General features: G+C 65.4%; 23 protein-coding genes. 12 read left to right on the top strand and 11 right to left on the bottom strand.

What is annotated here, in order from left to right; translation table 11 throughout:
- Genes RIB52_RS09235 through RIB52_RS09215 form a run of 5 tightly spaced genes read left to right on the top strand, consistent with a single transcriptional unit; the run spans position 1 to position 3,629 of the window.
- Positions 1 to 801: an SDR family NAD(P)-dependent oxidoreductase gene (locus RIB52_RS09235; RefSeq protein WP_350175133.1), complete on the top strand. Its 801-nt coding sequence runs from the start codon at positions 1 to 3 to the stop codon at positions 799 to 801.
- Positions 801 to 1,673: a polysaccharide deacetylase family protein gene (locus RIB52_RS09230; protein WP_350175132.1), complete on the top strand. Its 873-nt coding sequence runs from the start codon at positions 801 to 803 to the stop codon at positions 1,671 to 1,673. The genes RIB52_RS09235 and RIB52_RS09230 overlap by 1 nt, the downstream gene beginning before the upstream one ends.
- On the top strand, positions 1,670 to 2,428 hold the full coding sequence (locus tag RIB52_RS09225; RefSeq protein ID WP_350175131.1) for an enoyl-CoA hydratase/isomerase family protein: 759 nt from the start codon (positions 1,670 to 1,672) through the stop codon (positions 2,426 to 2,428). Before RIB52_RS09230 ends, RIB52_RS09225 begins: the two co-directional genes overlap by 4 nt.
- Positions 2,425 to 3,327 (top strand): VOC family protein, encoded by a 903-nt coding sequence (locus RIB52_RS09220; protein WP_350175130.1) that lies wholly within the window; start codon positions 2,425 to 2,427, stop codon positions 3,325 to 3,327. The genes RIB52_RS09225 and RIB52_RS09220 overlap by 4 nt, the downstream gene beginning before the upstream one ends.
- Positions 3,324 to 3,629 (top strand): YciI family protein, encoded by a 306-nt coding sequence (locus RIB52_RS09215; protein ID WP_350175129.1) that lies wholly within the window; start codon positions 3,324 to 3,326, stop codon positions 3,627 to 3,629. The genes RIB52_RS09220 and RIB52_RS09215 overlap by 4 nt, the downstream gene beginning before the upstream one ends.
- A 7-nt stretch (positions 3,630 to 3,636) precedes the next feature.
- On the opposite strand, the gene RIB52_RS09210 is transcribed toward RIB52_RS09215, so the two are convergent.
- The 3 genes from RIB52_RS09210 to RIB52_RS09200 are packed head-to-tail and all read right to left on the bottom strand — an operon-like array spanning position 3,637 to position 5,725.
- The gene (locus RIB52_RS09210) at positions 3,637 to 4,131 is read right to left on the bottom strand and encodes a YybH family protein (protein WP_350175128.1); all 495 of its coding nucleotides are present in this window, start codon (positions 4,129 to 4,131) and stop codon (positions 3,637 to 3,639) included.
- Complete coding sequence (locus RIB52_RS09205) at positions 4,128 to 5,105, bottom strand: quinone oxidoreductase family protein (protein ID WP_350175127.1); 978 nt, start codon at positions 5,103 to 5,105, stop codon at positions 4,128 to 4,130. Before RIB52_RS09205 ends, RIB52_RS09210 begins: the two co-directional genes overlap by 4 nt.
- Complete coding sequence (locus RIB52_RS09200; protein ID WP_350175126.1) at positions 5,102 to 5,725, bottom strand: hypothetical protein; 624 nt, start codon at positions 5,723 to 5,725, stop codon at positions 5,102 to 5,104. The genes RIB52_RS09205 and RIB52_RS09200 overlap by 4 nt, the downstream gene beginning before the upstream one ends.
- A 37-nt stretch (positions 5,726 to 5,762) precedes the next feature.
- Here RIB52_RS09200 and RIB52_RS09195 point away from each other — a divergent pair, with 37 nt between their 5' ends.
- The gene (locus RIB52_RS09195; protein WP_350175125.1) at positions 5,763 to 6,542 is read left to right on the top strand and encodes a hypothetical protein; all 780 of its coding nucleotides are present in this window, start codon (positions 5,763 to 5,765) and stop codon (positions 6,540 to 6,542) included.
- A 3-nt stretch (positions 6,543 to 6,545) separates the two neighbouring features.
- On the opposite strand, the gene RIB52_RS09190 is transcribed toward RIB52_RS09195, so the two are convergent.
- Genes RIB52_RS09190 through RIB52_RS09180 form a run of 3 tightly spaced genes read right to left on the bottom strand, consistent with a single transcriptional unit; the run spans position 6,546 to position 11,451 of the window.
- On the bottom strand, positions 6,546 to 8,432 hold the full coding sequence (locus RIB52_RS09190) for a hydantoinase B/oxoprolinase family protein (RefSeq protein ID WP_350175124.1): 1,887 nt from the start codon (positions 8,430 to 8,432) through the stop codon (positions 6,546 to 6,548).
- Between the two features lie 4 nt (positions 8,433 to 8,436).
- A complete protein-coding gene (locus RIB52_RS09185; RefSeq protein WP_350175123.1) occupies positions 8,437 to 10,488 on the bottom strand; it encodes a hydantoinase/oxoprolinase family protein in 2,052 nt (683 codons plus the stop codon).
- 42 nt (positions 10,489 to 10,530) lie between these two features.
- Positions 10,531 to 11,451, bottom strand: a complete 921-nt coding sequence (locus RIB52_RS09180) for a hydroxymethylglutaryl-CoA lyase (protein WP_350175122.1) — start codon at positions 11,449 to 11,451, stop codon at positions 10,531 to 10,533.
- Positions 11,452 to 11,606: 155 nt separating this feature from the next.
- Between RIB52_RS09180 and RIB52_RS09175 the strand changes: the two genes are divergently transcribed.
- Positions 11,607 to 12,788, top strand: a complete 1,182-nt coding sequence (locus tag RIB52_RS09175) for a CaiB/BaiF CoA transferase family protein (RefSeq protein WP_350175121.1) — start codon at positions 11,607 to 11,609, stop codon at positions 12,786 to 12,788.
- A gap of 3 nt (positions 12,789 to 12,791) precedes the next feature.
- On the opposite strand, the gene RIB52_RS09170 is transcribed toward RIB52_RS09175, so the two are convergent.
- On the bottom strand, positions 12,792 to 13,463 hold the full coding sequence (locus tag RIB52_RS09170; RefSeq protein WP_350175120.1) for a GntR family transcriptional regulator: 672 nt from the start codon (positions 13,461 to 13,463) through the stop codon (positions 12,792 to 12,794).
- Between the two features lie 252 nt (positions 13,464 to 13,715).
- On the opposite strand from RIB52_RS09170, the gene RIB52_RS09165 reads away from it, so the two are divergent.
- On the top strand, positions 13,716 to 16,247 hold the full coding sequence (locus tag RIB52_RS09165) for a TonB-dependent receptor (RefSeq protein ID WP_350175119.1): 2,532 nt from the start codon (positions 13,716 to 13,718) through the stop codon (positions 16,245 to 16,247).
- Positions 16,248 to 16,294: 47 nt separating this feature from the next.
- A complete protein-coding gene (locus tag RIB52_RS09160) occupies positions 16,295 to 16,933 on the top strand; it encodes an isochorismatase family protein (RefSeq protein ID WP_350175118.1) in 639 nt (212 codons plus the stop codon).
- On the opposite strand, the gene mtnP is transcribed toward RIB52_RS09160, so the two are convergent.
- Positions 16,930 to 17,802, bottom strand: coding sequence for an S-methyl-5'-thioadenosine phosphorylase (mtnP, locus tag RIB52_RS09155; protein ID WP_350175117.1), 873 nt, complete (start codon positions 17,800 to 17,802; stop codon positions 16,930 to 16,932). The two genes, RIB52_RS09160 and mtnP, sit on opposite strands and share 4 nt — an antisense overlap.
- 40 nt (positions 17,803 to 17,842) lie before the next feature.
- Entirely contained in the window at positions 17,843 to 18,550 is a 708-nt protein-coding gene (locus RIB52_RS09150) for a glutathione S-transferase family protein (RefSeq protein ID WP_350175116.1), read from the bottom strand.
- A gap of 199 nt (positions 18,551 to 18,749) precedes the next feature.
- Between RIB52_RS09150 and RIB52_RS09145 the strand changes: the two genes are divergently transcribed.
- The 3 genes from RIB52_RS09145 (at position 18,750) to RIB52_RS09135 (ending at position 23,021) form a co-directional block, all read left to right on the top strand.
- The gene (locus tag RIB52_RS09145; RefSeq protein ID WP_350175115.1) at positions 18,750 to 20,177 is read left to right on the top strand and encodes an aldehyde dehydrogenase family protein; all 1,428 of its coding nucleotides are present in this window, start codon (positions 18,750 to 18,752) and stop codon (positions 20,175 to 20,177) included.
- Positions 20,178 to 20,393: 216 nt separating this feature from the next.
- Positions 20,394 to 21,734 carry a phosphotransferase gene (locus RIB52_RS09140; RefSeq protein WP_350175114.1) on the top strand — a complete coding sequence of 447 codons (1,341 nt, stop codon included), beginning with the start codon at positions 20,394 to 20,396 and terminating at the stop codon, positions 21,732 to 21,734.
- Positions 21,735 to 23,021, top strand: coding sequence for an acyl-CoA dehydrogenase family protein (locus tag RIB52_RS09135; RefSeq protein ID WP_350175113.1), 1,287 nt, complete (start codon positions 21,735 to 21,737; stop codon positions 23,019 to 23,021). It begins immediately after the preceding gene.
- On the opposite strand, the gene RIB52_RS09130 is transcribed toward RIB52_RS09135, so the two are convergent.
- Together RIB52_RS09130 and RIB52_RS09125 are read right to left on the bottom strand one after the other, a co-directional pair.
- Positions 23,018 to 23,446, bottom strand: coding sequence for a winged helix-turn-helix domain-containing protein (locus RIB52_RS09130; RefSeq protein WP_350175304.1), 429 nt, complete (start codon positions 23,444 to 23,446; stop codon positions 23,018 to 23,020). The two genes, RIB52_RS09135 and RIB52_RS09130, sit on opposite strands and share 4 nt — an antisense overlap.
- 110 nt (positions 23,447 to 23,556) lie before the next feature.
- Positions 23,557 to 24,522: a bile acid:sodium symporter family protein gene (locus tag RIB52_RS09125; protein ID WP_350175112.1), complete on the bottom strand. Its 966-nt coding sequence runs from the start codon at positions 24,520 to 24,522 to the stop codon at positions 23,557 to 23,559.
- Between the last annotated feature and the right edge of the window lie 13 nt (positions 24,523 to 24,535).

Below are 24,535 nucleotides of genomic sequence, written 5' to 3'. Positions count from 1 at the left end.
ATGGCGCGTTTCGCTGGCAAAACCATCGTCGTCACCGGCTCGGGCAAGCAGAAGGGGCTGGGACAGGGCATCCTGCGGGCCTTCGCCGACGAGGGCGCGAACTGCGTCGTGTCGGACGTAGCGATCGACGCGGAAGCCGAAGAGGTCGCCGAGGAACTGCGCTCTCGCGGGGCGAAGGTGCTCGCGGTCGCCTGCGACGTTTCCGACGTGGAGCAATGCCGCGCGCTGGTCGCCGCCGCCGTGGCCGAATTCGGCGGGGTCGATGTCTTCGTCAACAATGCCGGGATCGGCTTCAAGATGAAGCCCCTGCTCGACGTCGACACCGCCGACGAATGGGACAAGGTCATCGCGATCAACCTGTCGGGCGCGTTCTACGGCACGCAGGCCGCCGCGCGCGCCATGGTTGAGCGCGGGAAAGGCGGGCGGATCATCAACATCGCCAGCCAGGCGGCGAAATCGGGCTTTCCGCACCTTCCCGCCTATGTCTCCTCGAAGCACGGCATGGTGGGGCTTACTCGCGCCTCGGCGGTCGAACTCGGCGCGCACGGGATCACGGTCAATGCCGTTTGCCCGAACCACGTGACGACCGGGCTGGGCGCAAAGCAGAACGAATATTTCTCCAAGCTTCTCGGCTTCGAGAACGTCGAGGACTACCTCGCCAACATGAGCGCGAAGAACCCGATGGGCCGCCCGGGCCTGCCCTCGGATACGGCGGCGGCGTGCCTGTGGCTGGCTAGCGACGACGCCTTCTACGTCACGGGCGAGGCCTTGAACGTAAGCGGTGGGGAGGAGATGCACTGATGCCGCTCACCGAAGAACGGATCGAATGGCCCGGCGGGGCGAAGATGGCCCTTTCGGTCGTCGTCAATGTCGAGGAAGGCAGCGAGATGACCATCGCCCGCGGCGACCGAGGGATGGAGCCGGTCGACGAACTGGGGGTCTTCGTCAAATCGAAGATGCGCAATTATTCCAATGAGTCCAACTACCTCTACGGGATCAAGGCGGGCGCGCCACGCGTCGTCAAACTGCTCAAGCGCTACGACATCATGGCGAGCTGGACGGTCGCCGCGCTCTCCCTCGAAAACCATCCCGAAATCGCCGAGGCGATTGTCGAACTCGGTCACGAACCGGTCAGCCACGGCTGGCGCTGGGTCCACCAGTTCAAGATGGACGAGGAGACGGAGCGCGAATTCATCCGCAAGGCCGTGACCAGCATCGAAAAGACCTGCGGGGTCCGTCCCTACGGCTGGCTGTCGCGCTACCTTCTCACCGACAACACGCGGCGGCTGTTGAGCGAGGAGGGCTTCACCTACCATATGGACGATTATTCGGGCGACGTGCCCTTCTGGGACCGGGATACGGTGGCTTCCAAGCCCATGTGCATCGTGCCCTACCAGCTCGACAACAACGACATGAAGATGTGGACCGACCCCGCGCTCACCCCGCACCAGTGGCTCGACTATGCCAAGGCCAATTTCGACCAGGTCTACCGCGAGGGTGAGGAGGGCAATCCGAAGATGATGAGCCTCGGCCTGCACCTGCGCATCGTCGGACGGCCCGGTCGGATCTGGGCGCTGGAGGAATTCTTTCGCCATGTGCGGAGCCACGAAGGCGTGTGGTTGACGACCCGCAAGGCCATCGCCGACCACTTCATGGAAACCCACCCGGCATGAGCGTGCGGCTGGAAACCGAAGGCGCGCTCGGTCACCTGCTGATCGACCGGGTGGACAAGCGCAACGCCTTCAACATGGCGATGTGGGAGACGCTGCCCGGCCTTCTCGACGAAGCGGCGGCGAAGCCCGACCTGCGCCTGCTGGTGGTGCGCTCGGCCCAGCCGGGCAGCGCCTTCTGCGCGGGCGCGGATATTAAGGAGCTGCTGGCGAACAAGGACGATGCCGACTGGCGGCGCGCGAACCAGCGGGCGATCAACCGGGTGCAATACGAACTTGCCCGGCATCCCCTGCCCACGCTCGCCTTCATCGAGGGCGACTGCATCGGCGGCGGCTGCGGCATCGCGCTCGCCTGCGACCTGCGGGTGGCGACGGCAAGCGCGCGCTTCGGCATCACGCCCGCCAAGCTCGGCCTCGTCTATCCGCTCCACGACGTGAAGCTGCTGACCGATCTCGTCGGGCCGGGGCAGGCCAAGCGCATCCTCTACACCGGCGGGCTGATGAGCGCGGAGGAAGCGCTGCGCATCGGGCTGGTCGAGGTCATGGCCGAGGCGCCCGATACGCTGGTTGAGCAGCTGCTAGCCGCCAGCCCGCACTCGATCCGCGAGACCAAGCGCTTCGTGCGCCGCGTGCTCGACGGGCAGGCCGAGGACGATGCGGACACGTTGCGCATCTTCGCCGAGGCCTTCACCGGGCCTGATTTCCTCGAAGGGACCAGCGCTTTCGTCGAGAAGCGCAAACCGGAGTTCGGCAAATGAGCATCGCACACGGCACCATCATGGGCGGGCTTTCGACCCTGCCCGATCTCGACCGCGGGATCGCAGCCTACCGCGACGTGCTCGGCCTCGACCTCCTAGAACAGGGCGAATTGGCCGAGGCGCTCGCGGCAAGCTGGGGCTGCCCAGCCAATGCGGGATCGCGCTATGCCGTGCTGCGCCCCAAAAGCGGGGAGCCGTGCTGGTTCCGACTCGTCGAACAGCCCGACCATCCCGATTTCAAGCCGACCACGACCTATGGCTGGGCCGCGTTCGAGACGACGGTCGAGGATGTCTGGCACTGGCCCGAGGCGCTTCCGCCGGAGCTGTTCCAGGTCGTCGGCCCGCCCAAGGTGCTCGAGAACATCGAGCCCGCCTTCATCCCGATGCAGGCGCTGGGACCGGGGCGCGAGATGGTCTACCTGAACCAGGTCCTCGGCGATCTCCCTGACACCGACCTGCCGCGGGCGCGATCGGCGGTCGACCGCATCTTCATCGTCGTTCTGGCAACGGCCGACCGCGAGGCGAGCATCGCATGGTATGTCGAGCGGCTCGGGCTCAGGCGGGGCGAGGACTACACCTTGCCCTACAGCATGATCAACGACGCTTTCGGCCTCGCGCCTGACACGCAGACGACGATCACCATGGTCAGCCATGGCCGGATGCCGATCGTCGAGGTGGACGATTATCCACCGCAGACGGCCCCACGGGCGCGCCACGAAGGGATGCTCCCTCCCGGCAACGCGCTCGTGACGCTGGCGGTGGACGATATCGATGCCTGCACCGGGCAATGGCTCGCTCCGCCCGCCCCGCGCGAGGGCGCACTCTACGAAGGCCGCCGCGCGGCCACCGCGATCGGTGCTGGCGGTGAGCTGGTCGAATGCGTAGAAACGGGTGCATGAAACTCTACGCCTTCTATTGCCGCGACGGCGAACAGGGGGAGGAACTGCGCACGCGCTTCCTCGCGGATCACCTCGCCCATGTCGAAGCCAATATCGACCGCTATGCCGTCGCCGGCCCGCTCAAGCAGGGCGAGGCGACGGTCGGCTCGCTTCTGGTGATCAAGGCCGATGACGAGGCGGAGGCCCGCACCCTTTTCGAGGCCGACCCCTATTTCCGCTCTGGGGTGTGGCAGGCGATCAGGGCGGACCAGTTCATGGGCGTCGCGGGCGACTGGGTCGGCGGCGCGGCGTGGAAGACGTGAGCCGCGCCTAGCGCTCGAAATCTTCCGCCGTCACGTCGGGCGCGAGATTGTCGATGTCGCGCCACAGCTTCCAGCGACCGTCCCGCCACTTGTAGACGAGGAAACTGCGCCCCACGACCACGCTCGGCTCCTTGCCAGGGAAGGCTATGTCCATTCGGTATTTCGCCGTGACGAAGCCGCGATCGCCTTCGACAAATGCCTCTTCCGGCTGAAACCGGAAGGCCACTTCGGCCCCCATGTTCGACAGCCGCTGGAGGAAGGCGAGGATCGCATCGGCGCCTTCGATCTTTGCCTGGCCCTGCGTCATCAGCACGGCATCGTCGGCGTAGAGCGTCCGCAACTCCTCCCATTCGCCCGCCTCGTAGAGTACCTGCCAATAGGCTCCCGCCTCCTCCAACCCGGCGGGGGACAGTTCGTTCGTGGGAGCAGCCGAAAGCGGCGGTTCGGCGCTCGCACAGGACAGCAGCGCGAGCGCGGCGAGGGGGGCAAGCAGGCGCTTCACGGGACCAGCACCGTCGATCCGATGGTGCGGCGCGCCTCGAGATCGCGGTGCGCCTGCGCCGCTTCGGCGAGCGGATAGGTCTGACCGACCGTCACCTTGACCTTGCCGCTGCCGATCATCTCCCAGACGCGGCCCATGCCCGCCTCGCGTTCTTCGGGCGTGGCATAGTAATGGAACAGCGTCGGGCGGGTGACGAAAAGCGAGCCCTTCTGCGCGAGGATGCCGAGATTGACCCCGTCGACCGGCCCGCTCGCATTGCCGAAACTGACGAGCAGCCCCCGCGGGGCGAGGCTGTCGAGCGAGGCCATGAACGTATCCTTCCCCACTCCGTCGAGCACCACCGGTACGCCTGCCCTGCCGGTGATATCGCGCACGCGCCGGGCGATGTCTTCCTCGTCGTAGCGGATGACGTGGTGGCAGCCCGCTTCGCGCGCGAGGTCCGCCTTGGCCTCGGTCGAGACGGTTCCGATGACGCTCGCCCCGATCGCTTTCAGCCATTGCACCATGATGAGGCCCACGCCCCCGGCGGCGGCGTGGACCAGCACGGTGTCGCCCGCCTTTACCCCGGCGCAGCGTTCGACGAGGCCCTCGGTCGTCGCGGCTTTCAGGATCGCTGCGGCGGCGACCTCGTCTGAAATGCCGTCCGGCACCTTGAACAGGGCTGAGGCGGGCATGACGCGGTGGGTCGCATAGGCGCCGAGGCCTGGGCCCATATAGGCGACGCGATCGCCCTCGCCCCAGTCGCTCACGCCCTCGCCGGTGGCGACGATCCGCCCCGCAGCCTCCAGCCCCAGCCCGCTCGGCAGGTCGACCGGATAGAGCCCGGTGCGATGGTAGGTGTCGATGAAATTGAGTCCCACCGCGCCGTGTTCGATCAGAACCTCGCCGGGGCCGGGCGCGGGGGCGTCCTCCTCGATCCAGTCGATCACTTCGGGGCCGCCATGTTGCCGAATTACGGCGCGGGTCGATTTCATGCGGTTTCTCCTTCGTCGAGCACGCAGCTGCCCTGCAACCAGCGCAGGTTGATGCCGACAAGGCTCGCATCGGGCGAGGCCCAGGCGTAGCTTTCGGCGCGTTCTGGGTCGTCCTTGTGCACGTAGAGCACGAGGCTGGGGCGATTGCGACTGCCTTTCGCCCAGGTGACGTTGCGCATCCTCAAGGTGATGTCGGGCGCGGCGCCCTCGCCGGGGACGAGAACGCGTCCGCCTTGGTCGAAGACGCGAAGCCCGCGCGCGAAGGTCCAGGCGGCGCTGCCGTCGGGCTTGCCCGCGAATTTCCGCACCGAAAGCCAGCACGTGAACATCCGCGCGCGGCGGATCTCGCTGCCCTCGACCTGCCAGCCTCCTTCGGCCCGAGGGGCGAGGCCGGAAATCGGGCCGCCCTTCCATTCGCCCTGTGGCGCGCCGAAAGCGTCGATCGCGCGCCAGCGCCCGTCATCGGCGATCTCGAAGAGCCGGTCCGGTGCGCGCTGGCGGCCTTCTTCCTCGGCGAAATAGGTGTCTTCGGTGTTGGTCCAGATACCGGGGGCGAGCCGGTCCTCGGCTATCGCTGGGGCGGCGGCGGCGAGAGCGGCGAGGGCGGCGAGCCTGATCATCCCGCTTGCCTAGCCCAGCGCGCCATGCTTGGTAAAGATGTCCGGACAAATCGGGAGAGAGGCGATGCGGGGGCTGGCGAAGATCGGGCTGGCGATGCTGGCGGCGGTGATGGGCCTTCCCGCAAACGCCGAGGAGCCTAGCCCGCGCGCGACGCTCGAACGCGCGATCGCCGCGCATGGCGGCGAAGTCTGGCTCACTCCGACGACCCTCGCGCTGTCGGGCGAGGCGGTCTTCTATGACCGCGAGACGGGTGCGGTCCGTTCGCGCGCCGACGACTACCGGATGTGGCGCGCCTTCGACCCCGACCGCGCGAGCGCGCACGAGGCTTCGGGCAAGGTGCGGATCGTCGCGAAATCGGGCGAGCGGGTGCTGTTCGAAATCGGCTATGACGGTGAGACGACCTGGACCGAGCGCGGGATCATGCCGAAGGCACAGGCGGACGCATACTGGGCGAACAATTTCGGCTTCGGCGTGGTGCGGCAGGCCCTCGGCGAGGGGTTCGCGCTCCACCACGCCCCTTCGCGCGACATTCTTGGACGCGAGACGCGGCTGGTGCGCATCGTCGACCTGCAGGGGGCCGAGACGCTGTTCGGCTTCGATACGGAAAGCGGCTTCATCACCTATCTCGCCTTCGACACCCCGCGCGGGTTTCACGAGCGGCTCTACGCCGATTTCGCGCGCCTGCCCAATGGCTGGGTGCAGGCGCGGGAGGTGACGCTGCTCTATGACGGGATCAAGAGCAACACGGTGTTGTGGACCGAGACGGGGGTGGATGGACCGCTCGACGAGGCGCTGTTCCACCCGCCGAGCGGCTGAAGCTTATTCCGCGGCTTCGGCGAGGTCTCTCCATTCGGGCTGGCGCGGCGCGGGAAGGCCGGTTTCGGCCTCGCAGGACGCGCGCAGCTTTTCGATGCCCGGGCCGTAGTCGAACAGCGGAAGGTCCCCGCGCGACACCTTCATCTCCTCGCGCAGCGTGGCGGTCGCCTCGGTATCGACCGAGCCTTTCGCATCGGCGACAACGCCATAGGCCTTTGCGCCTTCGCTCGTGACGAGGCCCTGCCGGATTTCGAGGCCCACCAGTTCGGGATCGCGTTCGAGCGGGTCGCCCCAGCCGCCGCCGCCCCAGGTGATGAAGTGGAGGAGGTCTCCGGCGCGCACCTCGACGTCCTCGACCTTGTTGCCGACGATTTCGCTCGTGCCGTCGACCCGTTCGATCACCTTCTTCGCGCGCATGCCGGGATGGCCGCCATTGACGCCCCAAGGCGGCACGAACCAGCGGTCGTCATGGATCGCGATGTTCCCATCGGCGAGGAAGCGGTAGGTCATGTGAATGCCGTTGCCACCGCGGTGGAGGCCCGCCCCGCCGCTGTCGGGCTCGGTCGAATAACGCTCGATCCGCAGCGGGAAATAGCGTTCGAGGAATTCGTTCGGAACGTTGGTAAAGCCCGGCCACAGCGAATGCCCGTCCGGCCCGTCGCCCAGCGGGCGGCCCGGGATCCCGCCGAAGCCGATCTGGAAAAGCTGGAACCACTCGCGCGTGTTTTTGCGATTGTCCCATCCCGAATAGAACAGATGCGGGCTCGACGAGAAGCCGGCGGCGTTGAGGAATTCCGGCGTCTTTTGTCCGAGCAGCCCGCCGAGGATGTCGAAGATCCGGCCCAGCGCATGGGTGCGGCCCGACAGCGCAGCGGGGAATTTCGGCTTGAGCAGCGATCCCTCGGGAATGCGCACCTCGATGAGGTCGTAGAACCCGTCATTGAACATGATCTGCGGGTCGAAGACCATGATCATGTAGATGCCGAAGAACATCTTGAACATGTTCTCGTTCAAATAGAAATTGATCGAGGCCGCGCTCTGCGGGTCGGTCCCGTCGAAATCGAGGATGACCTTTTCGCCCTCGCGCCGCATGGTGCACTTGATCTTGTAAGGTCCGAAGCCCTTGCCGTCGTCGCACAGATAATCCTCGAAGCTCACCGGCTCCTCGGCCACAGCCATGGAGATTAGCGCCCTCATCGCGCGGTGATTGCGGTCGAGCAGTTCCTGCGTCGCGGAATAATAGACGTCGTCGCCGAAACGTTCGGCCATCTCGATCACGCGGCGGCTCGCCACGCGGCACGAGGCGATGAGCGCGTTGAGGTCGGCCTGGCACCAGTCGGGCTTCCTCGTCTGGTGCATGACGAGCTTCATCAGGTCGTGATTGTATTCGCCCTGCTTCCAGATCTTGACCGGCGGGATGCGCACCCCTTCCTCGAAGATCGAGGACGCGCCGATCGGCATCGAGCCGGGGACCATGCCGCCGATGTCGGACTGGTGGCCGAACATCGCGGTGTAGGCGATCAGCCGCCCGTCCTTGAACACGGGGAGCAGGACGAGCCAGTCGTTCGAATGGCTGATCGCGCCCTCGCAGGAATAAGGATCGGAGAGCAGGATCAGGTCGCCGTCCTCGAGCGTGTCGTCGAAGCCGCGCAGGAACCCGTCGATGAAGCTGCCGAACTGGCCGACAATCATCTTGCCCGCAGGGTCCGCGATCATCGGGAAGGCGTCGCCCTGTTCGCGAATGCCGGGGCTCATGGCGGTGCGCACCAGCGTCGCGTCCATCTCGATCCGGGCATTGCGCAGCGCGTTCTCGATGATGTCGAGCGTGACGGGGTCGATCGCGACCTTGTTGAACGGCGTGTCGTTGGTCTCGACGATACGTGCAGGCATGATGTCAGCCCTCCGGATTGATGAGGATGTTACCGACCGCGTCGATGGTGGCAATGCAGCCGCTTTCGACGAGCGTGGTCGAATCCATCTCGGTGATGATGGCCGGGCCGGGGATGCGGTCTCCCTGTTTCAGCTTCGAGCGGTCGTAGATCACGGCCGGCTGCTCGCGCCCGTCCATCCACAGCGTGTGGTCGCGGATCTTCGCGGCTGAAGGATCGCCGTCGCCCTTGGGCAATTCGGCTGCGGGAAGGGAAGGCGGCTGGCCCAGCGCGACAGCGCGCAGGTTCACGATTTCGTGCGGCGTTTCCATGTTGAAAGTGAACAGGCGCAGGTGCTCCTCGTCGAAGCGGGCGAGGATGCCTTCGATTCCGTCCTTTTCGAGCACGGCCTTGTCGATGGTCAGCGGGACTTCGAAGGCCTGCCCGGCATAGCGGATGTCGACTTCGAACTCGATCGCGATCTGGTCTTCCGCCACCCCGTCCGCGATCAGCTCGCCGCGGGTCTGCGCGGCCATTTCGTCGAGCACCGCCTCGAGGTCGGAAATCGCCGTGTCCTTGGCAAGCCGCGAGAAACTGCGCGCGGTCTCGGTCCGCATTCGCGTCGTCGCATCGCCCAGTGCGCACAGCACGCCCGGCGAAACGGGCGAGACGGCGGGCCACGAACCCATCAGCTTGGCCACGGCGTTGACGTGCAGCGGCCCGGCCCCGCCGAAGCCCATCAGCGCGAATTCGCGCGGGTCGTAGCCCTGCTGGACGCTGATCATCCGCAGCGCGCCGAACATGTTTTCATTGACGATATCGATGATCCCGCGCGCGGCTTCCATCAGGCTCACGCCGAGCGCGTCGGCAATGGTCTGCACCGCCGCCTTCGCCGCCTCGCGGTCGAGGCGGAAGCTGCCGCCGAGAAGGTCCTCGGGCAGGTAGCCGAGCACCACGTTCGCGTCGGTCACGGTCGGAACCTCGCCGCCCTTGCCATAGGCGACCGGACCCGGCACCGCGCCTGCGCTTTCCGGGCCGACGCGCAGCGCCTTTGTCAGTTCGGGCACGTGCGCGACCGATCCGCCGCCCGCGCCCACGGTCTTCACGTCGAGCGATGAGGCGCGGACCGACAGGTGCCCGACATCGGTCGTGCGCTCGCGCCGGGGCTCCAGACCCTCGATCAGCGCGACGTCGGTCGAGGTGCCGCCCACGTCCAGCGTGAGGATGTTTGTCAGCCCCGCATTCTTCGCCACCCAAAGCGCGCCGGTAACGCCGCCGGCAGGGCCGGACATAAGGATATTGACCGGATGCTCTTCGGCTTTCTCGCTGCTCATCAGTCCGCCGTCGGAGCGCAGCAGCGAAAGCCTGCCGGCAAAGCCATCGTCCGAAAGCTTGGTCCGCAGGTTCGAGACATACTTGCTCACCACCGGGCGCACCGCCGCATTGGCCACGGTCGAAAGCGTGCGTTCGTATTCCTGCATTTCGGGCAGGACTTCATGGCTGAGCGAAACCGGAATGCCTGGCAGTTCCTCCGCTGCGATCTCGCCGATGCGCGCCTCGTGCGCGCCGTTGACATAGGCGTTGATGAGGCTGACCGTCAGCGCCTCGATCCCCTGACCCTTGAGCTTCTGCAGGGCGGAGCGCACCGCGTCCTCGTCCAGCGGGCGCACTTCGTTCCCGTCGGCATCCATCCGGCCCGCTACTTCCACCGTGTCCTCGAGATGGGCGAGCGGCTGCGGCTTGGGCCAGACGATCCACGCGGCGAGCCCGCCGGGCACGAAGCTGCGCGCGATCTGCATGACGTCGCGGTAGCCTTCGGTCGTCACCAGCCCGACCTTCGCGCCCTTGCCTTCGAGCACGGCATTGGTCGCGACCGTCGTGCCGTGGAGGAAATAGACCACGTCCTTAAGCGAAACGCCCGCCTGCTCGGTGATCGCGCGCACCCCGTTGAGGATGCCTTCCGACGAGTCGTGCGGGGTCGAAGGCGTCTTGTGCCGCCAGAAGCGCCCGCTGTCCTCGTCGAACAGCAGGAGGTCGGTGAAGGTCCCCCCGACATCGACGCCAAGCCTGTAAGTCATGCAATCTCCCCTGTTGCCGCGCTGTGCGGCCAGTAAGTTTCCCTAGGCGGCCCGCGTCACGCGCGACGGCAATTCGCGGCCCAGCACTTCGGCGAAGGCGCGGTTGGCCGCGATCGCCGCTTCGAGATCGATATTCGTGTCCACGTCCGAATTGTCCATCATGTAAACGAGGTCCTCGGTCGCGATGTTGCCCGTCGCGCGCGGGGCGAAGGGACAACCGCCGAGCCCGCCGAGCGAGGCGTCGAAGGTCCGCACGCCCGCCCCGTAGGCCGCCCAAGCATTGGCGATGCCCGTGCCGCGCGTGTCGTGGAAATGGCAGCGCATCGGTATCCGCCCCGCGAGCAATTCGCCGAGCCTGCCGAACAGTTCCGTGACCTGCGCGGGAACGCCCACCCCGATGGTGTCGGCGAGCGCGATCTCGGCCGGGTCCTCGGCGGCGAGTTCCTCGGCGATGGCAAGCACGGTTTCGCTCTTGACCTTGCCCTCGAAGGGGCAGCCGAAGGCGGCAGAGATCGTGACCTGTGCCGAAAGCCCCTCGGACTTGGCGAAGCGCAACATGTCGCGCGTTTCCGCGATACCCTCGGCAATCGTCTGGCCCTGGTTCTTCTGCCCGAACGTGTCACTTGCCACGATCACGCATCCGGCCTGGTCGATGCCGCGCCCTTTCTCGTTTTCGGAGCCGCCCTCGCGGGTGGCGAGTGCGCGCATGATCCCACGCTTGTTGAGAGTGAGGCCGATATACTGGACATCCTCGCGATCCGGCAGTCCTGCAATCACCGCTTCGGCATCGGCCATCTGCGGCACGCGCCCTGGATGGACGAAGCTGGCGACCTCGAGCCTCTTCGCGCCATAACCGATCATCGCCTCGATGAGCGCCAGCTTGTCGGCGGTGGAGATTATGTCCGCTTCGTTCTGAAGCCCGTCGCGCGGGCCGACCTCGAGAACTTCGATTGGTTGGGTCATGGACGGCCTCCGCTCGCTGGACGGTGAATCGTTCGGCGCGTGATACGCAAATTGTATACAAATGCAAAATCGCTCTGTATAGGCCCGATTGCGCAGCGGGGGCTGACAAAGCCCGACTGCTGGGATTTCGATTTCGACGAGACGAAAGGGACATCATGGCGCAGGGCGCTCTTTCCGGGTTGCGGTTGATCGAGATGGGCCAGCTGATCGCGGGGCCGTTCTGCGGCCAGCTGATGGCGGATCACGGGGCCGAGGTGATCAAGGTGGAGCCGCCCAAGGTCGGCGATGCGATGCGCAATTGGGGACAGGGCATCCCGTTGTGGTTCTCGGTCGTCGCGCGTAACAAGAAGTCGATCACCCTCAACCTGCGTGAAAAGGAGGGGCAGGGCATTGTCAGGCAGCTTGCCGCGAAGGCCGATTTCCTGCTCGAGAATTTCCGTCCCGGCACGCTCGAGCGCTGGAATCTGGGCTGGGAGGAACTATCCGCCGTAAACGAGGCGCTGATCATGATCCGCGTCTCGGGATATGGACAGTCCGGCCCCTATTCGTCGCGCGCGGGCTATGGCGGGATCGGCGAAGCGATGGGCGGGATGCGCTACATCGCGGGCGAACCGGATCGCCCGCCGAGCCGCGCAGGGCTCTCGATCGGGGACTCGCTGGCGGCGACCTATGCCTGTCTCGGTGCGCTCATGGCGCTTGAAAACCGCCACCGGACCGGCAAGGGGCAGGTGGTCGATTCGGCGATCTACGAAGCGGTGCTGGCGATGATGGAATCGACCGTTCCCGAATACACCGTGACCGGTCACATCCGCGAACGGACCGGCTCGATCCTGCCCAAGATCGCCCCTTCAAACGTCTATCCGACCAAGGACGGCAGCGTGCTGGTCGCGGGCAACCAGGACAGCGTTTGGAAGCGCATGGCGACGATGATGGGCGTGCCCGAACTGGGCGATGATCCGCGCTACAACAGCCATGTCGCGCGCGGTGAACGTCAGGCCGAACTCGACGCAATGATCGGTGAATGGACGAAACAGCGCACCAGCAAGGAAGTGCTCGCGCTGTGCGAGGAACACGGCGTTCCGGCGGGCAATATCTATCGCGCCCCCGAAATGCTCGACGATCCGCATTTCGCCGCGCGCGAGGCGATCGTCGACGTGCCGCATCCCAGGCACGAGAATTTCAAGATGCAGAATGTCGCGCCGAAGCTTTCGGCGACGCCGGGCGGCATCGAATGGGTCGGGCCGGAACTCGGCCAGCACAACGAGGAAGTCTATGGCGAACTGCTCGGCATGGACAGCCGCGCCTTGGCCGACCTTTCGGAGCGCGGGATCATCTAGGTCCTATTCGGCGGCATCGTTCGCCGCGCTTGCCTCGGCTTGCGCAGCATCGGCGAAAGTGTGGAAAGCGCGGCGCAGGTGGCTTTTCATGACCGCCTGTGCCCAGTCGGGGTCGCCCGCGCGGAAGGCGGCGACAAGTTCGTCATGGTCGCGCGCCGACTGCTTCAGGTCGCGCACCGAATAATGCCGCGCGGTGCGCACCAGCACAGGCTGTTCGACGAGCATGGCGAGCACCTGGGCCAGCCGGGGCGAACGCGCGGCCGTTGTGATGATGTCATGGAAGCTGCGGTTGGCCTCGAGGAAGCGGGGAATGTCGGGCTGGTCGGTGGCGATCGCTTCGCGCAAGGTCGCGTTGACCTCTTCCAATCGGTCGATCTCTTTCACCGTCAGCCGCTGCGCCGCGCGCTTCGCGGCATGGCCTTCGAGCATCTGGCGCAAAGTGAACATCTCGTCGATATCGTCGCGCGACCAGTCTGCAACGAAGATCCGCTTGGACGGGCTGCGCACCAGAAGGAGTTCGTTCTCGAGCCGCCGCATCGCCTCGCGCACCGGGGTCCGGCTGACCCCGGCGATCTCTGCCAGGCGTTCCTCGGTCACCTGTTCGCCCGGATGCGCCCCGCCGCCGAGAAGGAAGGCGCGGATCTTGGCATAGGCCTTATCGGAAGCGCGCGTCACCGGACCGCCCCGATGACAGAAGTGTTACTCGAAATCATCACCTGCGCCCTTCCCGTGAGCCATCGCCCCTGCGCTACCAATTTTCCTTGACGGGCGCAAATTGTATACAATAAGCCATCGCCATTCGGGGGAGAGGGTGTGTCGTGCTCGGCGTGCCCCCGGTCCCCGTTTGCACCGCACCGGCCGGGCGATCGGTCGATGCCCGCCGGGTGTCCTGTGAATAGCGCCCGGATCGACAGGGGAGTCGTGGCAATGCTCAAGTTCAAGACCGTTCTCGCAGGCGGCGCCGCCCTTGGCGCTATGCTCGCCGCCGCGCCCGCGCTGGCGCAGGATGCCGGGGGCGAACGCGCCGAACAGGAAGAAGGCGCGATCATCGTCACCGCGCGCCGCCAGTCGGAAACCCTTTCCGAAGTGCCCGCCGCGGTCACCGTCTTCACCGCCGAAACGCTGCAGCGAACCGGGATCGAACGGGCCGACGAATTCGTCCAGCTCACCCCCGGCGTGACCATCGTCACCGGCACGGCCGAGGCGGGCGACACCCAGATCAACATCCGCGGGATCAACGGCGCGCGCGATGCGGAAAGCTCGGTTGCGTTGGTGGTCGACGGCATCCTCAAGACCAACACGGCACAGTTGAACCAGGACCAGGGCACGCTGCGCCAGATCGAAATCCTGAAAGGCCCGCAGGGGGCGCTGTATGGCAGGAACGCGGCGGCGGGGGCGATCGTCGTCCAGACGGTAAAGCCGGGCGACTTCCTCGAGGGCAGCGTGATGGTAAGCGCGGCCGAGGACAACACCTACCGCGCCAACGGCTATGTGGCGACTCCCATCGGCGAGAGCGCCGGGCTGGTCCTGTCGGGCAATTATTTTCACACCGACGGGTTTTTCTTCAACCGCTTCCTCGACGGCCATTTCGTGGACAACCAGGAAATCTGGTCGGTCGACGGGCGTTTCGTTGCCGATCTCGGGCCGAACACCGAGCTCGATATCAAGGCGCGCTATGCCGATCTCGACGGTGCCTCGATCGCCTATAACACCTCGTTCCACCTGCCCAATTTCGCAGGTGTCGATCCCGCTTTCTACGAAGACGTGAACGAGCATCCCTTCGACTTCTACGGCAATATCCGCCCGATCAACACGCAGGAGACCTTCGAGGTCTCGGCCAAGATCGAGCACGAATTCGATGCCGTGACGCTCACCGCCTGGGCGCTCTACAGCGATGTCGACCAGTTCCTCGTCGCGGACGGGACCTCGGCGGATTTCGCACGCTTCACTTTCCCCGGAGCGACCCCGGCTTCGGTCGCGGCGTCCAACGCCTGTTTCGCCAGCACCGCGCAGCTGACCGGGTTCCCGCTCAACGCGCCGACTTTCATCGGCCAGACGCCGGTGCCGTTCATCTTCGATCCCGCCACCGGTTCGACCTTCGGCGCGTTCAGCCCGACGACCTGCGACGGGACGCAGCTGCAGGTCCGCAACCAGAGCGACATTTCGGGCGAAATCCGTCTTGCATCGAACGGCGACGGCCCGCTCGAATGGCAGGTCGGAGCCTATTATCTCCGCATCGACCGCGAGGTCGGCGTCAGCATCGGGGCCGATCTCGGCCAGGGGATTATCCCGCAGCTCTACAACGAACCGGACAGCATCAATCCCACCAGCCAGCTCTACAACGACGCGTTCGACACCGATGTCTATGCCGCCTTCGCCTCGCTTGATTACGCAGTGAGCGACCGCTTCGAGATCGGGCTTGCCGGGCGCTACGATATCGAGGATCGCCGCGCGACCAGCCTCGTGCCGGCGGTGTTCGATCCCTTCACCGGTGGTCCGATCAATCCCGGCCAGCAGGTCGTGAATGGGGTGGTCCAGCCGCTCCCCGACCAGCAGGAGACGTTCCGCCAGTTCCAGCCCAAGGTGTCGCTGCGCTACGAGGTCAGCGACGAGGTGAACCTCTATGCCAACTGGGGCATCGGCTTCAAATCGGGCGGCTTCAACAACCAGGGATCGGCGGCGATCGTCGACCAGGCGTTCAACCAGTTCATCGGCACCAATGTCCTGATCGAGGATATCTACGACAAGGAAGTGTCGAGCGCGTTCGAAGCCGGGATCAAGGGTTCGGGGCTGAACGGCCGACTGACTTTCGATGTCGCGGGCTATTACACCCAGGTCGACGACATGCAGTTCTTCGAATTCTTCGTTGGCGGCTTCGGCCTGCTGCGCGTGGTGTCTAACATCGACGAAGTCGAGCTCTACGGGGCCGAGGCGAATCTGACCTTCGAGATCATCGACGGCTGGGACATCTTCGGTTCGGCCAATGTCACCGAAAGCGAGATCAAGGCCAATTCCTCGCGTCCGAGCACGGTCGGCAATAAAAGCCCCTATACCGCCGATTACACGGTCAATATCGGCACGCAGGCGGTATCGCCGATCAGCGACAGACTCGATGCGGTGGTGCGCGTCGACTATCGCCTGACCGGGCCGACCTGGTTCCACACCGTCCAGGACGATACCAACCCGACCCTGTTCAGCGGCCTGCTACCCGGTTCGGCGCTGGCCCTTCCGCCCGAGGTCGGCGATGCGGAATATTCGGTGACCGAGCGCGACGCGTTCGGCGTCCTCGATGTTCGTGTCGGGATCGAGAGCGAGAACTGGCGCATCACCGCCTTTGCCGAGAACCTGACCGACGCACGTTATCTCAACGAGGTCATCCCGGCGGTCGAATTCGGCGGCTCGTTCCTCTCGCCTGGGGGCCTGCGCCGCTTCGGGGTGGAGCTCGGCTACAACTTCTAAGCGAACTGGGCCCCGGTCCGGCCACGCATGCAAAAGGAGCCCTTCGGGTGGGTGAAAGAGAAGACGCGAAGAGCAATTATGCCGGTGTCTTCGAAGGCCGGATCGGCTTCGGGGAACGTCCCGCGTTGATCATCATCGACATGGTCGAAGCCTATTTCGCGCCCGAAAGCCCCCTGCATGCCGGGGTTGAGGACACGCTCGCCGCCGCTGTCGAGCTGCGCGCGGCGGCGCGCGAAGCGGGCGTTCCCGTAATCTACACCAATGTCGTCTTCCACCCCTCGATGCGCGACGGCGGGCGGTTCGCGCAGAAAGTCGGCGCGCTAGCCAATTTCGTCGCCGGAAATGCGATGGGCGCATGGGCGAAAGGACTCGAGCCGGCCGAGGATGAACTCGTCGTCTCCAAGCAATATGCAAGCGCCTTTTTCGGCACCTCGCTCGCCTCGACCCTGACCGCGGGCGGCCATGACAGCGTCGTTCTCGCCGGGGTTTCGACCAGCGGCTGCATCCGCGCAAGCTGTGTCGATGCCTGCCAGCACGGCTTCATACCGCTGGTGGTCGAGGAGGCCGTCGGCGACCGCCACGAGGATGTCCACCGCGCCAACCTGTTCGACATGAACGCGAAATACGGCGACGTCGTCACGCTCGCCGAGACTAAGGCGCATTTCGCCGCGCTCGGGAAGGCCTAGTCCTCCGCGAAGAGCCGCCCGGCCACCGCGTCCAGTTTCGCCAGCAATTCGGGATCGTGTTCGTCCGCCGCGGTAATCACCGCATCGTCCAGGGCGGTGTCGATCGGCGAGGGCTCGCGCGTGTCGGGCAACGCCTCGACGAAGCGGCGCACCGCCTCGCGCGCAAGCCTGCCGTTGGCCTGCATCTGCGCGACGACTTCGGCGACACCCACCGCCTCGCCCTCCCGCCAGCAGTCATAGTCGGTGACCATGCCGACGAGGGCATAGGGCAGCTCGGCTTCACGGGCGAGCTTGGCTTCGGGCAGCGCGGTCATGCCGATGATGTCGGCGCCCCATTGGCGGTACATCCGGCTTTCCGCGCGGGTCGAGAATTGCGGGCCTTCCATGGCGAGATAGGTCGCGCCCACCGCGACCTTGCCCTTGGCCGCGCTGATTGCCTTGGCCATCAGCTGCGACAGGCGCGGGCAGGTCGGATCGGCCATCGAGACATGGGTGACGAAACCGCTTGTGAAGAAGGTCGAGGGACGATTGAAGGTGCGGTCGATGAACTGCTCGACGACGGCGAAGCGGCCCGGCTCGATCTCCTCGCGCAGGCTCCCTACCGCCGACAGGGCGAGGATATCGGTGCAGCCCGCGCGCTTCAAAGCATCGATATTGGCCCGCCCGTTGAGCTCGGTCGGGGAAATCGGATGCCCCCGCCCGTGGCGAGGCAGGAAGCGCAGCTTAATCTTGCCGATCCGCCCGCACAGGATTTCGTCCGAAGGGTCGCCCCAAGGCGTGTCCACCGCGATCCACTGCGCGTCTTCCAGGCCCTCTATATTATAGAGCCCGGACCCGCCGATGATCCCGATGCACCATTCGCTCGCCATGCGTGCCTTTCTTGTCAAAAGTCCCCTGGAGGACGAAGCCTTAGGTCAGGTCGAAGCGCTCGGGCAAGGCCTTGCGGATCGCGCGGTCGGCTTGGGCGAAGGGACCGCCGATCGAAAGACGCTGGCGCATCGCATCGTAATGCGCGGCAAGGGCCGGCCACGGGTCGAGCGGGAAATGCGCGACGAGCGCAACCTGCATCAGGATCGTCGTTACAGAAATGTCGGCGATGGAAAGCGCGTCGCCTGCGAAGAATTCCCGCCCGCCGAGCGCGCTTTCGAGATAATCGAACACCGGTGGCATCTGCTCGCCCCACGTCGCGCGGGCCTTGGCCAGGTCCGGCTCCTCGCCCTTCGAGACGGCGAAGAAGATCGGGCGGAAGATGCCGAGCCCGCCTGCGGGGGCGAGTGCGGTGTCGGCATATTCCTCGATCCACACTGCCCGGCCTCGCGCGTAGGGGTCGGTCGGATAGAGCGTGGGCGAAGGGTGCTTCGCCTCGATGTAGGCGCAGATCGCGCTCGAATCCGCAATCGTCCCGTCAGGCCCCTCTTCGGCGATGGAGCGGTCGCGCAAGACCGGGATGCGTTTCATGGGCGAGATGTCGCGGAACCATTGCGGGGGCGAAAAGACATCGACCGGTTCGATCTCGAAAGGCACGTCCTTTTCCATTGCAACGCCTGCCACCTTGCGCACGAAGGGCGAGACGGGGCTGCCATAGATCACGATGTCGGGGCGGTCGGTGTCGGTCATGCGTCATGTCTCCTCTGTTGCCCGGCTCCTTAAGCCGCCCCGGCGATAGCGCAATGGATAGGCGCGCGCGTTTCCCGCGAGGATTAGGCTGCCTGCCGAAACGGGAATTGCGTTTTGAGTTGCAACACGTCACTTTCCCTACGCGATCCGACTCCCCCACGGCGGGTCGGCCAGGGATATCGAGAGAGAGGACACGAACATGGCCAAGCAATACAGGAACCTCATAGGCGGCGAGATGATCGAGACCGGCGAATGGCTCGACGTGGTCAATCCGGCGAACGAGGAAGTGATCGGGCAGGTGCCCGCCTGCGGGCAGGGCGAACTCGACAAGGCCGTCGGCGCCGCGCGCGAAGCGTTCAAGACCTGGCGCAAGACACCGATCGAGGAACGCCGTGCGGCGATCATGGCGATTGCGGGCGCGATCAAGGAGAACGGCGAGGAACTGTTCCGCCTGCTGACCAGCGAACAGGGCAAGCCGCACGCCCAGGCGCAGCAGGAAATCTACGGTGCGGCCGGCATGGCCTCGGCGCAGTCGACGCTCGAACTCGAAGACGAGATCAACGAGGACTCGGACAGCCGCCTCTCACGCACCCGCCGCGTGCCGGTGGGTGTGGTCGGCGGGATCGTGCCGTGGAACTTCCCGGTGATGATGGCGATCCAGAAGATCGTCCCCGCCATGCTGTCGGGCTGCACGATCATCCTCAAACCGTCGCCCTTCACCCCGCTGACCACCCTGCGCATCGCCGAACTGATCGCGGACAAGGTGCCTGCGGGCGTCGTCAACATCATCACCGGCGAGGATTCGCTCGGCCCGCTGATCACGGCGCATCCCGATATCGACAAGATCACCTTCACCGGCTCCACCGCGACGGGCAAGAAGATCATGGAGGGCGCGAGCGGCGACCTCAAGCGCATCACGCTGGAACTCGGCGGCAACGATGCCTCGATCGTGCTGCCCGATGCCGATCCCAAGAAGGTCGCCGAACAGCTGTTCTGGTCGAGCTTTTCCAATGCCGGCCAGATCTGCATCGCGGCCAAGCGGATCTACATCCACGAGGACATCTATGACGAGCTGTCCGAGGCGATCGTCGAATACGCCAAGAACGTGAAGGTCGGCGACGGCGCGCAGCAGGGCACCGGGGTCGGTCCGATCCAGAACAAGAAGCAGTACGACCGCGTGCTCGAGCTGATCGAGGACGCCAAGGACAAGGGCTACAAGTTCCTGCTCGGCGGGGACAAGGACCCTTCGGGCACGGGCTATTTCGTGCCGCTCACCATCCTCGACAACCCGCCCGAGGACGCGCGGATCGTCGCCGAGGAGCAGTTCGGACCCGTCATGCCGCTGATGAAGTTCTCGAGCGAGGACGAGGTCATCGCCAAGGCGAACAATTCCGAATACGGGCTTGCCGGCGCGGTCTGGACGGCGAACCCCGACAAGGGCGTCGAGATCGCCGAACAGCTCGAGACCGGGACCGTGTGGGTCAACGAATTCCTCCACCTGTCGCCCTTCGCCCCGTTCGGCGGGCACAAGCAGTCGGGCTTCGGCGCCGAATACGGCAAGGAAGGCCTCAAGGAGTTCACCTATCCGCAGGTGATCACGGTCAAGAAGGACAACGTCCCGGCGTAACTCGCTGTCCGAACTTTCCATCACGCGCGCCGCGATTTGAACCCTTCGAAGGGTCGAGTCGCGGCGCGGTGAGGGGGTTTAGTTGATGAAAGCCAGTCAGGGGGACGCGAAATCGCTGTTCCCGAGGGTGCGGATGCGCGGATTCCACACAAAGGGCCCCGAGGCGAAGCTAGCTTGCGGTTTTCGAGTAGGAAACCCGGCTGAAAGCGCCTTGGTATGATCGATGCCGAGACGCTTGCGGAGGGCCTCGCAAAGGCGCTCGCGCGTGCCGGGATGGGCCCGCCCGACGGGCTGCACCGGCTCACCGGCGGGGCGACGATGGAAAGTTGGCGCTTTTCGAGCGGGGGCGAGGATTTCGTCCTGCGCCGCGCGCCCTCCCTTGAATTCATGGCCGACCGCCCTTTCGGCCACGCCACCGAGGCCGCAATCATCCGCGCCGCGCGCGAAGCCGGGGTCACGGCTCCGGAAGTGGTGGCCGAACTCGCACCCGAAGACGGCATCGGATCGGGCTTCGTCATGCGCGCTTTGCCCGGCACGCCCAATCCCAAGGACATCCTCGCAATGGAGGATGCGGCAGGCTTGCTGAAACAGGCCGCACGCGACCTTGCGCGCATCCATTCCCTGCGCCCCGCGGACCTGCCCGATGACGTGCCGGTGATGGATTACCGCGAGGCCATCGCGGACCTTCGCGCGCAATTCATCGAAGCGGGCGGCGACCGGCCGATCATCGCGCTGGGCCTCAAATGGATGGAGGACAATTGCCCGCCCCCATGCGAGCCCGTGCTCAACCACGGCGATTACCGCATGGGCAATATCCTTGCCGAGGACTCGCGCCTCACCGGCGTGCTCGACTGGGAACTCGCCCATTTCGGGGACCCTCACGAGGACCTCGCCTTCGGCTGCATGGCGGTGTGGCGCTTTGCCCGATATGACCGGCCCGCGCTCGGCCTCGGCAGCCTCGAGAACTATCTCGCCGCCTATGAAGCGACAAGCGGGCGCAAGGTGGACCGCGACCGGTTCCGTTACTGGCTGGTCCACCGCACCGTGTGGTGGGCGATGGGGTGCCTCAAATGCGCGAAAGTGTGGCGCGACGGGTCGGACCGGATGCTCGAGCGCGTGGTGATTGCGCGCCGGACCAGCGAACAGGAACTCGACCTGCTGATGCTGCTGGAGGAAGACGCGCCCGAGGCCGAGCGCACGCAGCGCGTCGATCCGGGCATCGCCGCCCCGGCTGCGCAGGGCGAGGCGACTTCGGGCGAGATCGCGGTCGCGATTTCCGAATGGCTCGCCACGCTCAAGGACAGGGTCGAGGGCCATGACCGTTTCCAGCTCGCGGTGGCGCGCAACGCGCTTGGCATGATCGCGCGCGACGATGCGATCATGCCGACGCCGGAGGACGCGGACCTCGCGCAGGAGATTCTCGGCGGGGGCATCTGGCTCGACGAGCCGGGGCTGCTCGCTGAACTGAAGGAGGCGGCGCTCGAAAAGCTCGCCGCCGACGTGCCGAAATATCCTGCGCTCGAAGCGGCGTGGAAACAATGGGTTGGAGAGGAATAGATGGATTTCGCGATCCCGCAGGACCTGGCCGATTATCTCGATGAACTCGACGCCTTCATCGAGGCCGACATCAAGCCGCTGGAGAACCAGGACGACAATATCCGCTTCTTCGACCACCGCCGCGAACATGCGCGCACGGACTGGGAGGCGGGCGGCCTGCCGCGCGAGGAATGGGAGCAATTGCTCAAGGAGGCGACGCGCCGCGCCGACAAGGCGGGCCATTGGCGCTTCTCCGCGCCGACAAAATACGGCGGCAAGGACGGCTCGAACCTGTGGATGGCGGTCATCCGCGAGCACTTTGCGCGCAAGGGCCTCGGCCTCCACAACGACCTCCAGAACGAGCATAGCATTGTCGGCAATTTCCCCTTCGTCGCCATGTTCGAACAATGGGGGACCGAAGAGCAGAAGGCCGAATTCATCACCGGCGGCTTCGAGCGCAAGCGCCGCGTCGCTTTCGGCCTCACCGAACCCGACCACGGATCGGACGCGACCCACATGGAAACCCGCGCGGTGCGCGAGACTCGCGACGGGATCGACGGCTGGCTGATCAACGGCGAGAAGATGTGGATCACGGGCATGCACACCGCCACCCATTGCGCAATGTTCGCCCGGACCTCCGGCGAGGACGGTTCGCCAAGCGGCATCACCTGCTTCCTTGTGCCCAACCCCACGCCCGGCCTCGAGATCGAGGAATGGCTGTGGACCTTCAACATGCCGACCGACCACCCGCGCCTTTCGGTCAAGGACGTGTGGGTTCCCGAAAGCGCGATCCTCGGGGTCGAGGGACGCGGGCTCGCGCTCGCGCAGAGCTTCGTCCACCAGAACCGCATCCGTCAGGCGGCCAGCTCCTGCGGCGCGGCGCTGTTCTGCATCGATGAAAGCGTGAAATACGCTCGGGAACGCAAGCCTTTCGGGCAGGAGCTGGCGAGGAACCAGGCGATCCAGTTCCCGCTCGTCGAACTGGCGACGCAGGCCGAGATGCTGCGGCTGCTGATCTTCAAGACGGCGTGGGAGATGGACAATATGCCGCATGAAGAGATCGAGCGGACGATCTCGGACAAGGTCTCCATGTGCAATTACTACGCCAATCGGCTGTGCTGCGAAGCGGCGGACCGGGCGATGCAGGTCCATGGCGGCATCGGTTATTCGCGCCATACGCCGTTCGAGCACATCTACCGCCACCACCGACGCTACCGCATCACCGAAGGGTCGGAAGAGATCCAGATGCGCAAGGTGGGGGCGTATCTGTTCGGGTATTTGGGGCCGAAGAAGGGGATGTATTCTTAGCGGGACGAAAGAGCGTTGGCCTCTAGCTGCCCAATTTCGCTTAGCTCCCATCTGCCTCTCGGCGAATTCGATTGCAAAAGGCCATCCTTGACCATTTCGCTTCTCTCCCAACATGCAGCATTCCACCAACGCGGATCACCGTTGCTTACCGGCTCCTTGTCTGCGGATTGAAGTTTGGACGCTACCATCGGCTCGAGAACCCGCCGGACTTCGTCAAGTGATGCGGCCCCGCCGAGTTCCGAAAGAGCCAGCAATAAAGGCTCACGAAACGCCTTTTGAGGCAGCTTCTTGCCACGTTGTGATGAACGAGGGCGTCCGACGTTCTTTTGTTTACGTTGCTCCGGCGTCCTCCCTTCCAAGGCGTCAAGTGCACGACTGACAATGTCTTCAGGCGTATCCTCTAAAGGGCGCGCATGAGCCTTCATGCGCTCCCATGTATTATCGCTAATCCGAATCACAGGCATCATCTGAACCTCCACGAACACAACAGCCAAATATTACCTTGTTACAAGGTTTCAGTCAACTGGATTGAGGCTTAGGGGTCATGCCGCCGCCACCAGCTCGCCAGCAGGCTCCCGATCACCACGTGCCACACTGCCGAAATCGCCGCCGGCACGGGGGCGAGCGCGGCTTGTGCGGCGTCGGCGAATTGCGCGGCGAAGGCGGGGGTCTTGGCAAGGCCCGATCCGAGTCCCGAATTCTGCATCCCGACCTCGATCGAGACCGTGCGCTGCTCCGCCGCGCCCAGCCCGGCGAGCCGCGCCAGCCCCCAGCCGAGGCTGAAGCCGAGTGCGTGCAGCGCGAAGGTCGCGACCAGCAGCGGCCCGGCATGGGCGGCGATCTCGGCCTTCGCTCCGCCGACGATGCCGCCGACGATCAGGATGACGAGCACGATCGCGACCAGCGGCAGCACCCCGCCCACCGCCTCGGCCGCGCGCGGGAACAGGCGATTGAGCAGCGTGCCCAGAACCACCGGCACGAGTACGATGGCGACCATGTTCACCAGCAGGTTCCAGCGGTCGATCGCGACATAGGCCCCGGCAAGCTCGCCCGTCAGCAGCGGGGTGAGGACAATCGCAGCAAGGGTCGAGAGCATCGTCATCGCCACCGAAAGTGCGACATCGCCGCGTGCGAGGAAGGCGACGATGTTCGACGCCGTCCCGCCGGGACAGCAGGCAACGAGGATGAGGCCGACCGCGAGCCCCTGTTCGAGCGCCATCGCCTGCGCGATCGCCCAGCCCGACAGCGGCATGACGACGAATTGCAGCCCCACGCCGATAGCCACCGCGCGCGGCAGGCGGGCGAGGCGGGCATAGTCCTCGAACGTCAGCGTCAGCCCCATCGCCAGCATGATCGTGCCCAGCGCGACCGACAGCAGCGGCTGTCCGGCGATGCGGATGCTGCCGTCGGTCATCCAGGTGAAGCCGGGCGGGTAAAGCCATGCGCACGCCACGCCGATCACGGTCAGAAGTGCGAAATTGCCGGTCAGCCTGTCGAGCACGCGCGCCTTTCCC

Source organism: Erythrobacter sp. (genome assembly GCF_040217515.1).
In the GTDB taxonomy this organism is placed as follows: Bacteria; Pseudomonadota; Alphaproteobacteria; order Sphingomonadales; family Sphingomonadaceae; genus Erythrobacter.
The sequence above is the reverse complement of the archived record's forward strand: the minus strand, read 5'-3'. Positions and strand labels throughout refer to the sequence as shown.

Coding starts and splice junctions, on each gene's coding strand:
- RIB52_RS09235 (WP_350175133.1), top strand. CDS start 1: ATGGCGCGTTTCGCTGGCAAAACCATCGTCGTCACCGGCTCGGGCAAG.
- RIB52_RS09230 (WP_350175132.1), top strand. CDS start 801: ATGCCGCTCACCGAAGAACGGATCGAATGGCCCGGCGGGGCGAAGATG.
- RIB52_RS09225 (WP_350175131.1), top strand. CDS start 1,670: ATGAGCGTGCGGCTGGAAACCGAAGGCGCGCTCGGTCACCTGCTGATC.
- RIB52_RS09220 (WP_350175130.1), top strand. CDS start 2,425: ATGAGCATCGCACACGGCACCATCATGGGCGGGCTTTCGACCCTGCCC.
- RIB52_RS09215 (WP_350175129.1), top strand. CDS start 3,324: ATGAAACTCTACGCCTTCTATTGCCGCGACGGCGAACAGGGGGAGGAA.
- RIB52_RS09205 (WP_350175127.1), bottom strand. CDS start 5,105: ATGAAATCGACCCGCGCCGTAATTCGGCAACATGGCGGCCCCGAAGTG.
- RIB52_RS09200 (WP_350175126.1), bottom strand. CDS start 5,725: ATGATCAGGCTCGCCGCCCTCGCCGCTCTCGCCGCCGCCGCCCCAGCG.
- RIB52_RS09195 (WP_350175125.1), top strand. CDS start 5,763: ATGTCCGGACAAATCGGGAGAGAGGCGATGCGGGGGCTGGCGAAGATC.
- RIB52_RS09190 (WP_350175124.1), bottom strand. CDS start 8,432: ATGCCTGCACGTATCGTCGAGACCAACGACACGCCGTTCAACAAGGTC.
- RIB52_RS09185 (WP_350175123.1), bottom strand. CDS start 10,488: ATGACTTACAGGCTTGGCGTCGATGTCGGGGGGACCTTCACCGACCTC.
- RIB52_RS09180 (WP_350175122.1), bottom strand. CDS start 11,451: ATGACCCAACCAATCGAAGTTCTCGAGGTCGGCCCGCGCGACGGGCTT.
- RIB52_RS09175 (WP_350175121.1), top strand. CDS start 11,607: ATGGCGCAGGGCGCTCTTTCCGGGTTGCGGTTGATCGAGATGGGCCAG.
- RIB52_RS09165 (WP_350175119.1), top strand. CDS start 13,716: ATGCTCAAGTTCAAGACCGTTCTCGCAGGCGGCGCCGCCCTTGGCGCT.
- mtnP (WP_350175117.1), bottom strand. CDS start 17,802: ATGGCGAGCGAATGGTGCATCGGGATCATCGGCGGGTCCGGGCTCTAT.
- RIB52_RS09150 (WP_350175116.1), bottom strand. CDS start 18,550: ATGACCGACACCGACCGCCCCGACATCGTGATCTATGGCAGCCCCGTC.
- RIB52_RS09145 (WP_350175115.1), top strand. CDS start 18,750: ATGGCCAAGCAATACAGGAACCTCATAGGCGGCGAGATGATCGAGACC.
- RIB52_RS09140 (WP_350175114.1), top strand. CDS start 20,394: ATGATCGATGCCGAGACGCTTGCGGAGGGCCTCGCAAAGGCGCTCGCG.
- RIB52_RS09135 (WP_350175113.1), top strand. CDS start 21,735: ATGGATTTCGCGATCCCGCAGGACCTGGCCGATTATCTCGATGAACTC.
- RIB52_RS09130 (WP_350175304.1), bottom strand. CDS start 23,446: ATGAAGGCTCATGCGCGCCCTTTAGAGGATACGCCTGAAGACATTGTC.